This is a genomic window from Flammeovirga pectinis, assembly GCF_003970675.1.
Classification (GTDB): domain Bacteria; phylum Bacteroidota; class Bacteroidia; order Cytophagales; family Flammeovirgaceae; genus Flammeovirga; species Flammeovirga pectinis.
Window position 1 is genome coordinate 1,132,375 of record NZ_CP034563.1, and the last position, 12,423, is coordinate 1,144,797.

Annotated in this window: 7 protein-coding genes; 5 read left to right on the plus strand and 2 right to left on the minus strand. The window is 31.9% G+C overall.

All coding sequences use genetic code 11. The features are described 5' to 3' along the window. Window positions 1-12: 12 nt before the first annotated feature. The 3 genes from EI427_RS24455 (at window position 13) to proB (ending at window position 10,177) form a co-directional block, all read left to right on the plus strand. Window positions 13-8,067, plus strand: a complete 8,055-nt coding sequence (locus EI427_RS24455; RefSeq protein WP_126620016.1) for a PKD domain-containing protein — start codon at window positions 13-15, stop codon at window positions 8,065-8,067. 149 nt (window positions 8,068-8,216) lie between these two features. Further along, entirely contained in the window at window positions 8,217-9,410 is a 1,194-nt protein-coding gene (locus tag EI427_RS24460; RefSeq protein WP_126620018.1) for a glutamate-5-semialdehyde dehydrogenase, read from the plus strand. A gap of 2 nt (window positions 9,411-9,412) precedes the next feature. Continuing rightward, window positions 9,413-10,177, plus strand: a complete 765-nt coding sequence (gene proB, locus EI427_RS24465; RefSeq protein WP_205727977.1) for a glutamate 5-kinase — start codon at window positions 9,413-9,415, stop codon at window positions 10,175-10,177. Window positions 10,178-10,226: 49 nt separating this feature from the next. On the opposite strand, the gene EI427_RS24470 is transcribed toward proB, so the two are convergent. Both EI427_RS24470 and EI427_RS24475 read right to left on the minus strand, forming a co-directional pair. After that, window positions 10,227-10,736 carry a DUF1648 domain-containing protein gene (locus EI427_RS24470; RefSeq protein WP_126620022.1) on the minus strand — a complete coding sequence of 170 codons (510 nt, stop codon included), beginning with the start codon at window positions 10,734-10,736 and terminating at the stop codon, window positions 10,227-10,229. 41 nt (window positions 10,737-10,777) lie between these two features. Further along, entirely contained in the window at window positions 10,778-11,320 is a 543-nt protein-coding gene (locus EI427_RS24475) for a GNAT family N-acetyltransferase (protein ID WP_126620024.1), read from the minus strand. A gap of 277 nt (window positions 11,321-11,597) precedes the next feature. On the opposite strand from EI427_RS24475, the gene EI427_RS24480 reads away from it, so the two are divergent. Together EI427_RS24480 and EI427_RS24485 are read left to right on the plus strand one after the other, a co-directional pair. Then, window positions 11,598-11,948, plus strand: a complete 351-nt coding sequence (locus tag EI427_RS24480; RefSeq protein ID WP_126620025.1) for a cupin domain-containing protein — start codon at window positions 11,598-11,600, stop codon at window positions 11,946-11,948. A 38-nt stretch (window positions 11,949-11,986) separates the two neighbouring features. Beyond that, window positions 11,987-12,394 (plus strand): hypothetical protein, encoded by a 408-nt coding sequence (locus EI427_RS24485; RefSeq protein WP_126620027.1) that lies wholly within the window; start codon window positions 11,987-11,989, stop codon window positions 12,392-12,394. The last annotated feature ends 29 nt before the right edge of the window (window positions 12,395-12,423 follow it).

The following is a 12,423-nucleotide window of genomic DNA, read 5'->3' on the forward strand; positions in this document are numbered from 1 at the left end:
CAATACGAAATAATGAATAAACTGTACAAACTAATCCTATTAATACTACTATCATTTTCCTCAATTATATCTTCTTACGGACAAGAGATTGTGGTAACTTCTGATGGTAAAACTTACAATTTAACCAATGGTGATGTTCCACAAGGTTGTAATGTTATAAGTGGAAATATCGAGTTAAGGGGTGTAAGTGGATTTGATTCTCTAAAATGGATATATAATAACGATGTTATTAATTTTGGAAATCCATCTAGCTTCTTTCTAAATACTCCAGGTGTTAATACTGTAACGGCTAGATACAAGAAAAATGGTATTAACAATGAACTCTCAGGAACTTTCAATGTTTTAGGTACTCCAGATGATGGTGATTTTACAACTTCAGCAATTGAAGGTTGTGAAGGTACTGCAATTACTTTTAATGCGAGTGCCGATTTTGAATATCAAGATATAAAATTTACTGTAGATGGTGTCAGTATTGCTGATGGTGGTAGTTATACCTTCAATAGAGATGGTAATTACTCCATTACTATGGAAGGTAAAACCAAGGCAGGTTGTGATTTTATTGTACAAAAAACAAATTACATTACTATAATTGAGAGCTTCTCTATTACTGCAACGCCAAACAACAATTCAAGTTGCACTGGAACACTTACACAGAACTTCACAGTTTCTTCTCCAGAAAGTGGTGTGAATTATACATGGGACTTTGGCGATGGAAATACCGCAAATGGTACAAATGTAACACATACTTTTACCTCTTCTAATAGAGAAGATTTTACTGTTATTGTTACTGGTGAAAAAGTGGGTTGTTCTACTACAAAAGAAATTACCATAGCCTTAAATGTTGCTTCTGATTTATTTGATTATACTACTCCATCTTCAGCATGTGCAACGTATGATGTTACTTTTACTTCTAACCTACCTGCTGCTTTTGATGGAGAAACAATTATATGGGATTTTGGTGATGGAAATTCACAAACTACAACTTTACCTTCTTCTATAACGCACAATTATACTTCTGCAAACACAACGGTTAATGCAAGTGCAACTTTCAATGGTTGTACTGAAGATGTTTCTATTTCAATACCAGACTTGTTACCAAATACAATTAATATTTCTAGTAAATCACAATATTGTAGTGCTCCTTATACTACAAATCTTACTGCCAACAATATTTCGGACTTACCAGCCTCTTTTGATTATTTTTGGAGAACATCCGATAATCAGAGGATTGATAATACGCCAACGGCAAATTTTACGTTTCCAAATTTTGGGACTAATTACACAATTGAATTAGTTGCTACAAAAAATGGAGAGGAATGTGTTTTAGACAATACATCAGTAAGAGCAAGAAGAATTAATGCTACTATATATAGTAGTAATGGAAATCAAGGTTGTGTCACTTTTAATTCGGATTTATCATATGATTTAAGGGTATTTGGAAGTAATATTGATTTAAGTGATGTTGTTTCTACTAACTGGGTGATTACTAAAGATGCAAATCCATTTGCAACAAGTACAGATTTAGTTTATAATTTCAATACTACAGAACATGGTGATTATCATTTTGAATTAGAAATTGAAACTGTTGACGGTTGTACTGCTACAGAAGATTTTGATATTGAAGTTGGTTTAGAAATCACACCAGATTTTACAGTAGATAATCCATTAATCTGTAATCAAACTATTAATACATTTACCAATACAACAGATTTAGCGGCACTTGGAATTAACAGAAATGATGTTGTTTACGAATGGCAATATGTAAATGGCGGTGGATGGACTGTATCTAATGATCCAAATGGAAATGGTTCAAACTTCTATGAAAATATACAAACTCCAGGAACAGTTGATGTTTCTTTAAGGGCTACTTATAAAGGTTGTACTTCTGCACCTGTTGTAGTTAGACAATTTGATATTGAAGGACCATATGCTGAATTTGAATTTAATTTAACTGATAATTGTGACCCTAATTCTTTAGAAATTATCAATAACTCTTTAAATGCAGATAAACCTTTTGAATGGGAAGTTCTTGTAGATGGTAATACCTATAATTTTACAACAACAACTACTACTACGTTTAATTTAGTAGATGAAATTCCAGTTACTAACTTAACAACAGATGCCTATTATACTATCACGCTTACTGCAAAAAATGCTGCAGGTTGTGAAGATATTTATGATAGTTCATACATTATTGATTCCAATCCATCCGCTGATATTACTTGGAATGGCACTTCTTCTGTAGGTATTTGTGCTAATGAAACCAAAACATTCAACCCTGGCAGTAGTATTGTCAGTAGTGATGGTACTTTTGAATGGGCATTAACAAGAAATGGAACAGAATTAACGACTACTGAATATGCACTGATTGGTTTTGATAAATATACCTTCGAACCCAATGCTAGTTTTATAGATGATGGTACTTATACTGTTAGTGTCGATATTATATTTAATGATGGTTGTACAGATTCTGACTCAAAAGGCCCTATAAATGTTTACTCTTTTGACATTACTCAAGAAGTTCAAGGAGAAAATCATTTTTGCTATGATGGAACAACTACAGATGATGCCATATACAGTGTAACGACAAATATTTCAAACTTAAGTGCGTATACTTGGGAATGGACAATTGTTGGAAATGGATCAACTATTTATACAATTTCTGGCGATGAAAACAATTTAGAAGAATCAATTACATATAACTTCACAGATTTATTAAACGATCAAGATGATAATTATACAGTCACTTTTAAAATGATTTCTGATGCTTGTGAGAAAGAATCTTCTAAGACGGTGAAGGTCACAATGCCAGAAATTGATTTAAATGATGCTGCTACAACTTATGCTTCTTATAATTTTCTTTGTGATGAAGTAGAAACATATATAGACCCTAAATTAGATAGAGGAAAAGTCTTTAAACCTGCAAATAATAAAACTGTTTATAAATGGTTTAAAGTAGATGGCTCTAGTGAAACAGAAATCACAACGTTTAGTGAAGACAGAGGTGGAAATAATGTTATTTTTAAATTCACTGATCTATCTCCTGGTGTTCAAACCTTACGTTTATTTGTTACAGACAGTTATGGGTGTACTGGAACTGATAACATTGAAATTACTGTACCTGATTTACCAATTGGTGTAGCAGATTTTACTGCGTCTGCTGAAGAATTAGCATGTAGAGGTTCTATTTCGTTTGTTGATTATGCTAACGGGGAAGATGGAAACTCTCTTCCTAGATTTGATGTAAATGCTGATACAATAGAAATAGATTCGTGGACATGGCATATCACAAGAGATGCATCAGTAGATGAATTTTTCACAAAAGATACAGGCATTTTTGATTACTTTTTTGATGCAGGTGAATACACCGTTCAACTAACTGTTGAAGACAAACAAGGATGTACTTATACTTCTGAAATCTTAAACATTAAAGTTGGGGGTGTTAGAGGAGAATTAGCAATTTCTAGAAAAGCAGGATATGCTCCTTTTAATGTAGATTTTGTAGGAACACCTTCTTATGTTAGTGATGATGTTGACCCTACATTAATAGAATACATCTGGTTTTCTGGTGATGGATATAGTGAAACCAGTGATGAGAATTTTAGCTTTACCTACGATAGTGTTTTAGCTGTTGATAGAAATGCATTACCGGGGTTAATATTTAAGGATAATAACGGCTGTCAGTATCCTGCTAATTCTTTTGAACAGATTCAGATTTTAGCAGCACCTAAAAGAACAGTAAACAATATTACAAGATGTATTACTGAAGGAGATACCACTTTAATAGTATCTGATGATAGCTTCATTCCTGCTAATTTAGACGAAACTAATTATAGTTATACAGCAATAACAAAATACCAGTGGTATGTAGATAATGTAATCATTTCTTCTGCAGACAATGGAGATGTAGACAATGCAACTTTTACTTACGGGACAACAGATACTCCTTTTACAATAGACCCAGATGATGCCAATGGTAAAACATATATCATCAAATCTTGGTTAGAAGCTACCTATACAGATAAACTAGATGCTTCTAAAAGTTTTGTAGAAGAAGTCGCTTTTGATTCAGACACATTTACTGTTATTTATGATCCTCAACCAATTGCCGCTTTTACAAGTAACACCCCTGTGTGTTTAAGCGATTCTTTACAACTTGATGCAAGTACAAGTGGTTTTGGAAGTTTTAATAGAGGAACAATAACATCTTATCATTGGGTTATTCCTACTGTAAAAGATACAGTAACAACTACACCAATTCTTACTATAAAGTTTGCAACGGAAGGAACGTACAATGTTTCACTAACAATAGAAAGTGATAATAGTTGTGCATCAAATACCATAAGTGAAGATATAATAATAAAACCTTTACCAATTGTAGACTTTAATGCACCAGCTGTTTGTTTAGGTGAAGATATTATCTTTGAAAACCTATCTACTTTTGAAGGAACAGCAATAACTGCAGATCCATCAATCATTACTAGTGTAGCATGGTATTTTGATTATGATGAGAACAATCCTCAAGCCGCAAACTCTACAGAAGTCTCTCCTACTTTTAAATTTACTGATGATGGTTTACATCAAATTAAACTAGAAGTATATACTTTAGAAGGCTGTGTAGATTCGGTCATTAAAGAAATAGAAATTTATGAACTCCCTACTATTACTCCTGATGAAGACCAATATATTTGTGAAGGAGAAAGCATTGACCTCTCTGTTTTAGGTGGAACTTCATTTACTTGGAGTACTGGAGAAACAACAAGGTCAATTACAGTTACGCCAACTAGTGATAGTACTTTTTATGTTGATGTTCTAAATAACTTTGGTTGTTTGAGTAAAGATTCTGTTATAATTTTTGTTATCCCGGAGTTTGAACAAACGGCAACTTTTGAAGAAGCTTGTGAAGGTGATACAATAACACTTACGGCAAATATTGTAGCTTATGAAAACACCGTAGAAGTAATAGAGTGGTCTACAGGTCAAACTACAGAAACTATTCAAGTTACAACTTCAGGTACATACAATGTAACAAATACAGTCACACATTTAGATGGAAAAGTATGTATCTTTACAAAATCTGTAGATGTAGAATTCCATACAAACCCAGGAGAAATTGAAAAGGATACTGTTTATTGTTTTGATAATGGACCTATAACTTTAGCGGCTCCAGCCAATCCAAATTTTAGTTATTATTGGGAAGATACCGGAGAAACAACAGCAAATGTACAAAGAACAATAGCCGGAATTTATACCGTTACTGTTACAGATAATACCTACCCTACAAATTGTGCTACAACTTCCAGTATTGAAGTTATTGCACCTTCTTCTGTTGCTTCTTTTATTTCTAATGAAGTTTGTTTTGGTGATACTACTGTTTTTGATGCTTCTGCTAGTACAGTTGATTATGGTGGTTTAGAAGTAGAATACCATTGGGAATTAGGTATACATAAAGATACAATAACAACATCTGCTTCTTTAAATTATGCTTTCCCACAAGATGGTAATCATACTGTAGCACTTACTGTTATTCCTGTAAATGGATGTCCTTCTCCAACAATTAATCAAAATGTTATTGTCAACGAATTACCTGTAGTTAATTTCTCTGCGGATGATGTCTGTTTTAATGAAACTGTTGTATTTAATAATCTCACAACTTACTTAGGTTCTACAATTACCGCTTCTAGCACAAATATTACGGCTATAAATTGGGATTTTGATTATGATGGAGTTACTCCAAATTGGTCAAGTAATGAATTATCTCCAACTCATATTTATCTAGATTCTGGTAGTTATACTGTTTTATTAGAAATAATTACGGATAAAGGGTGTTCACAACAAATAGTAAAATCAGTCACTGTTTATGAATTGCCTATTCCTGTAATATCAGAAGATTTATATATCTGTGAAGGAGAAAATACCGATCTAGAGGTTTCTGGGGGTGTTGCTTATTTATGGGAAAGTACTTCAGAAACTACTTCTTCTATAAATGTTGCACCTATTTCAGACCAAACATATGTTGTGAAGGTTATTAATGAGCATGGATGTATTAGTTATGATTCAGTAACCGTGTTTGTTATTCCTAAAATAAAAACAGAACAACTAATCTATGAAGTTTGTGCAGGAACAGAGGTAATTCTTGATGCTAGAATTGGTGATTATGAAAATGTAACAGAAAATTATCAATGGTCTACAAACGAAAATTCACCTACAATTGCTGTTCTCGAACCAGGCACTTATTCAGTTATTAATACGGTTGAACATGAAAGTGGAAAAACTTGTACTTTCGAGCAAGAATATCAAGTAATACATAGGCCTATACCAGCTGGTTTTACATCATCCGATACTGTCTTTTGTTTTTCAAATGGCAATATTCGCTTAGATGCAACGGTTGGTAATAACTTTACCTACTATTGGGAAGATACTGGAGAAACAACACAATCTGTTGAACGTAGTCAGGGTGGTTTTTATACCGTTACCATAACAGATACTACATATCCTACTGAATGTGCTACAACAACTACAATTGAAGTTATTGCACCAACAACAACTGCTAATTTTATTTCTAACGAAGTTTGTTTTAATGAAACTTCTCTTTTAGATGCTACTTTAAGTACAGTAGATTATGATGGACTTGATGTTGAGTATTATTGGAACTTTGGTAGTTTCGGTGATACAACAACAACAACCCCTACTTTAAATTATACTTTCCCTGCAGATGGACATCATACTGTGGAATTAACTGTAACTCCTGTTGGCGGATGTTCTTCTGAAGTATTTACAAGCAATGTCATCGTACATCAATTACCACTAGTTAGCTTCTCTACTGCTGATATTTGTATTACTGATATCGCAGTTTTTGATAACCTCTCTACATATCTAAATAATGAAGTAAAATCAAATGCAAATCAAATTACCTCTATTAAATGGGATTTTGATTATAATGGATCAACTCCAAATTGGACGAGTGAAGAGGTTTCTCCTAGATATCAATATACATCTATTGGAACATTTAAAGTTTTACTAGAGGTAACATCTGAGAAAGGCTGCCCTGTACAGTTCGAAAGTCAGATCACAATATTTGATACGCCAACCCCTATCTTAACAGAAGATTTATACATTTGTGAAGGCGAACAAACAACGCTTAAAATAGATGGTGGAGTTGCTTATCTATGGGAGAACACGAAAGAAACTACGCCTGAAATTACAGTTAGCCCAATTGAAGACGAAACATATATTGTAAAAGTGATTAACGAAACAGGTTGTATTTCTTACGACTCTGTAACTGTATTTGTAATTCCTCAAATAAAAACGGAACAGCTTGTATATGAAGTATGTGAAGGCACTGAAGTACTCCTGGATGCAAGAGTTAGTGCGTACGATAATATTTTAGAAAATTACATTTGGTCAACGAATGAAAACACTTCTACGATTACTGTATCTAACCCCGGAATTTATTCTGTGATTAATACAGTTGAACACGAAAGTGGAAAGATTTGTACTTTCGAACAAGAGTACCAAGTAATACATAGACCTATACCAAATGGCTTTGCGGTTACGGATACTGTTATTTGTTTTGAAACAGAGTTTGAAATTACATTAGATGCACCAGAAGGTAATAATTTTGTGTATTATTGGGAAGACACAGGAGAAACTACAGCGAGCGTAATTAGAGAAGAAGAAGGAGAATATTCAGTTACAATAATTGACACTACATACCCTACTGATTGCGAAATTACAACTACTGTTTTTGTAGATGATATTTGTCCGCCTAGAGTATTTACACCAACTGCAATGACGCCTAATGGTGATGGCTTGAATGAAGAATTTCTTATTCGTTCTAAATATGCTCTTGATATAAAATTGAATATTTACAACCGTTGGGGTGAAATTATATTTAATAGAATATATACAAATTCTGATGATGCCCGTAAAGAAGGAAACGGTTGGAATGGAAAGCACAAAGGTAAAATAGTGCCTGGTGGTGTTTATTCTGTTATAGTAGAATTTACAAGTGAGTTAGATGGTAAACAACATCGTCAAGCAAATCACATTACTGTCATCAATTGATAAATAAGTAATATAACATCAGATAGTTAGCAATATTTTCAATAAATAGCTTTCTATTTTACAAAAAACACATCGCTAAATAATCATATTAATCAAATAGCATTGTATATTGCCAGTTAATTACTAACAGTCTATAACTTTATATATATATGATGCTTTCAACAAAAAAGAAGAACGATGTTCTTAAGGATTTAGCATTACTTATTGCAGAAGAATCTGCAGAGATTATTGCGGCAAATCAAAAAGACCTAGAAAAAGCAGGTGACCTAGACCCCACTCTTGTTGATCGTTTGAAAGTAGACGAGAAAAAAGTAAAAGGTATGATGGCTTCTGTAAATGAAGTGATTGGTTTAGAAGATCCTGAAGGACAAGTATTAAGTGCTTACGATCATCCTAATGGAATGAAAGTAGAAAACCGTGTTGTGCCTTTTGGTAAGATTTTAATTATTTATGAATCTAGACCAGATGTAACAATCGAGGCTGCTGTTAGTGCCTTTAAATCTGGTAATAAAATTCTTCTTAAAGGTGGTAAAGAAGCCCGTCAATCTAATTTAGTTTTGGTGGCTTTATGGCAAAAAGCTTTAGCACAAAATGGTGTAGCTACAGATTATGTAGAGTATCTTGATATTGATAGAGCCACTACTCAAAAACTTTTAGCAGAAAATACACATAATTTAGACCTTATTATTCCTAGAGGTGGAGAAGGTTTAATTAATTATATAAAACAAACTACTTCTGTTCCATTAATGATTAGTGGACGTGGAAATAACTTTGTTTATGTTGATGAAAATACTGATTTTGAAATGGCTATTGACATTATATTAAATGGTAAAAGCCGTTTGAGTGTGTGTAATGCCATTGATAAAGTATTGTTCAATAAAAATATTCCTGATCTTAGTTCTAAACTCAGTAATCTTGTAACAAGAGCAGAAGCAATTGGTCTGGATATACATGGCGATGAAAAAGTAATTGCATTAGATAAAAAAATAAAAGCTTGTGACGTGAAAGACTTAATGCCACAAGAGTTTTTATCTGAAAAAATATTATTTGCTCAAGTAGATTCTTTAGACGAAGCTATTGCAACAATTAATAAATACGCTGGTGGACACTCTGCTGTTATTGTAACAACAGATAAAGACACTGCTACAACGTTCCAATACCAAGTAGATTGCGCTGCAGTTTACCATAACGCTTCTTCAAGATTTACAGATGGTGGTCAGTTTGGCTTTGGTGCCGAGATTGCTATAAGTACGCAAAAGCTTCATTTTAGAGGTCCTGTAGGTTTGGCACAATTGGTATCGAACAAATGGTTTATCTCTGGTGATGGACAAACAAGAAATTAATAATGAAACCAAGAATTGTAGTTAAAATTGGCACCTCTACGCTTACTGCTGGAACCAGTATGATTTCAAGAGGTAAAATTGAAAACATAGGTAGACAGATTTTAAGTTTAAGAGATACATATGATATCATCTTAGTTTCTTCTGGTGCTGTTGCAACTGCAAAACAGTTTATCAATGTAAATGGAATGAAACACAATATGGTGCATTCCAAACAAGCATTATCAGCAATTGGTCAGCCGAAACTTTTACAAATCTATGCCGAAGTTTTTGGAGATTTTGATCTAAAAGTTGCTCAGTGTTTAATGACGTATAAAGACTTTGATAATAAAGAATCAAAAGAAAATACTTTAAATACTGTAAATGAATTATTAGCACACGGCTTTATTCCTATTTTTAATGAGAATGACACTGTTGCTGTTGAGGAACTTATTTTAGGTGATAATGATAAATTATCTGCTTTAGTTGCATCTTTATTAAAAGCTGATAAGCTAATTATTGCTTCTGATATTGAAGGATTATTTACTAAAAATCCAAATATTCATGATGATGCAGAATTAATTCCAGAAGTAAATGATCTGGAAATTATTAAGCAATATATAGATGAACGTGATAATGGACTCGGTACTGGAGGTATGACTTCTAAGATTAGTGCCGCAAAAATATGCTTTGATGAAAATATAGAAGTTTACCTAGTGAATGGTGGGCGGACTAATTTTATTCAGAGAAGTTTAGAAGGTAGTATAAGGTTTACAAAATTTAAACCCTAAAACAGAAAAGGTGAAGCTTTAAAGCTTCACCTTTTCTGTTTATAATCTCTTATTTAATTTTGGTCATTTTAAAATAATAAAAGATCGAAGTAGCTATTATTAAAACCAATACTATTGGTAAAAAAAACAGCGACATTCCAATTTTAATTCCTAAACCAATTTGTATTATCGTATAAGTTATATAAAGAAAAATCAGAATGACTTCTGTATTCAATACTCTAATTTGTTTTGTAGCGTATTTATATAAATTCTTATAGTTTTCTTGTGTTACTTTAATAGGATAATTAAAAATATGAGGCACTTTATTCATAAAAAATAAGCCTACATATAAAAGAGTACCTAGAAAGGGTAAAATCCAAATTACTTTTTTACTAGAATAGGCATTTACCTCTCCTAGACCATTAAAATGTCTCGGTATTTCATCGGGTAAAACACTATAATAATAAACGGGCAGGGCAAACAAAACTATAAGAGATAGTAAACCTATGACTTCAATAATTCTATCATATACGTCAAGATCAATGTTTGCTTTAGGTTGGTATTTGATTCCTGTATTCATGATTCTTCAATTTAATTAAGTCTTACTATTGTATACGTTTATTAACACTTAATTGTTAGCCTTTCAAAATCCTTTTTTCTTATTTCCCAATGGTTAACTTCTTGTTCAAAATTAAGTGATCCTGGTATAGTTCTATGTTTTTTTACAAAAGTAAATCCAATTTTTTTTAAGGTCTTATTTGGTGCATCATTTTCTGCATAAGGAGAACAGTCTAAAACCTCTAAGTCAAAATTGTTGAAATAAAAAGGAAGACTCTTTTGCAGTAACGCTAACCCTATTCCTTTTCTACGTATATCTGTATTCCATATATGTAAATGCATATTTGCAGACTTTCCATATTTAATTAAGTTGATATTGGAATGTCCAACATCTTTACCATCAACTTCCCATATAAGTGCATAATTTTGTTTCTCTACCTTAGGTAACATTAGTTGAGTTTCTAACATATTTACCAAATCTTTACGTTCAGGTAATTTAGATACATCAACCCCTAAAGATGCTAAATAGTTATGGTCAGATTTTAGCCAGTAATCTGCTATTAATGAAATATCATTTGCTAATAATTCTCTTACGTTTGTTCTCATTCTAATTTGCCTAAATTTCTATTTTCATATTACTCATGGTCTTGAGGTTTACTAAGTGTGAATTTATAAAACAAAACTTATACTAGCTAATTTCAATTTCATTGCATTTTTATATTTATTTTCATGAATACAGTACTGTTCATTTTTCAAAAAGAATAGTATACTATATCGTAATAAATCAACTCAAAAACTGATATTTATCAAACAATTAATACATTGAGTATAGTACTTTTGGTGTATCAAAAATTAATTTAGAATACATCAAAAAAAGAATATTATGAAATTTGCAGACATCCAAGAAGAGTTAGAATTCAATGAAAAAAAACCACTTATTAAGGTTTTATTCGAAACAGCTTTTACAAAAGAAATAAGAATTGCAATGAAAAAAGGTACGGTTATGAAGGAACATAAAACTTCTTATCCTATTGTTGTTCAGATTGTAAAAGGGAATATAGATTTTGGTGTACAAAATGAAGTATTCGATTTAAACGAAGGAAAAATCCTTGCCTTAGATGGTGGTGTTCCTCATGATTTAAAAGCTAAAGAAGATAGTGTAATTAGATTAACATTAACTAAGAATGATGACGCAAATCGTGTAGTTAATGTTTCAAATATTACTATCGCGTAGTGCACTATTTTTAAGAATTAAAACGCTAAATAATCAGTATGAAAAACCTATTCTATATTCTGTTTTGCTTATGTATTGGAATATCTTGTACAAAGGTTGAATCTAATAGTAATAAACAAGTACTTACATTAAATGAAGGCAATAAATGGAAAGTAGATACTGAAATGAAAAGCAGTATTGATAAATCTCAAGAGTTAATTTTAATATTTAATTCTAACCAAAAAAATGACTATAATAAACTAGCTAATGATTTAAAATATCAAAACGATGTTCTAATTAAAAGCTGTACTATGACTGGAGAAAGTCATGAGATGCTTCATAAATGGCTTGTACCAAATATGAAACTTATTGATAGTCTATCAAAGGCTACTAAGCCTAATGAACAAAAAGAAATAGTTGTTGAGTTGATTGAATCATACAACACATTTAACACCTACTTCAATTAAAAATAAGAGGTTGAAAAAATTAATTTTTT

What these genes read in the sequence shown, in the direction of transcription:
- EI427_RS24455 (WP_126620016.1), top strand. Translation starts at nt 13, where the DNA reads ATGAATAAACTGTACAAACTAATCCTATTAATACTACTATCATTTTCC.
- EI427_RS24460 (WP_126620018.1), top strand. Translation starts at nt 8,217, where the DNA reads ATGATGCTTTCAACAAAAAAGAAGAACGATGTTCTTAAGGATTTAGCA.
- proB (WP_205727977.1), top strand. Translation starts at nt 9,413, where the DNA reads ATGAAACCAAGAATTGTAGTTAAAATTGGCACCTCTACGCTTACTGCT.
- EI427_RS24470 (WP_126620022.1), bottom strand. Translation starts at nt 10,736, where the DNA reads ATGAATACAGGAATCAAATACCAACCTAAAGCAAACATTGATCTTGAC.
- EI427_RS24475 (WP_126620024.1), bottom strand. Translation starts at nt 11,320, where the DNA reads ATGAGAACAAACGTAAGAGAATTATTAGCAAATGATATTTCATTAATA.
- EI427_RS24480 (WP_126620025.1), top strand. Translation starts at nt 11,598, where the DNA reads ATGAAATTTGCAGACATCCAAGAAGAGTTAGAATTCAATGAAAAAAAA.
- EI427_RS24485 (WP_126620027.1), top strand. Translation starts at nt 11,987, where the DNA reads ATGAAAAACCTATTCTATATTCTGTTTTGCTTATGTATTGGAATATCT.